This window comes from Photobacterium sp. R1 (assembly GCF_054600795.1).
Genome location: NZ_BAAHZP010000494.1, coordinates 1 through 277, shown reverse-complemented (window position 1 = coordinate 277; position 277 = coordinate 1). Strand labels below are relative to the sequence as shown.

Here is a 277-nt window from a genome sequence, read left to right as displayed (position 1 = left end):
GGACCAAAAATTTTGATAGAGAAGAAAAGCTTATTCAGGCAATGGAGCTCTTTTGGCTGAAAGGCTATGCGGATACATCTGTATCAGATCTGGTTGAGTGTCTGGGTATTAACAGGTTCAGTCTTTACAATACTTATACCGATAAAGCGAGCTTGTTCAGTGAAGCCTTGGATTACTACCTGAAGAAAGTGTCATTTCCTCCTCTTCATAAGTTGCTGCATGAAAAAGCAGGGTATGAGGACATTGTGGCTTATCTGAAACGGTTTGCGTCACTGCA

General features: G+C 41.5%; 1 protein-coding gene. It reads left to right on the top strand.

What is annotated here, in order from left to right; translation table 11 throughout:
• Window positions 1–277 (top strand): TetR/AcrR family transcriptional regulator (locus ACYP03_RS26005; RefSeq protein WP_459782674.1); only part of this gene is annotated, 277 nt, incomplete at both ends.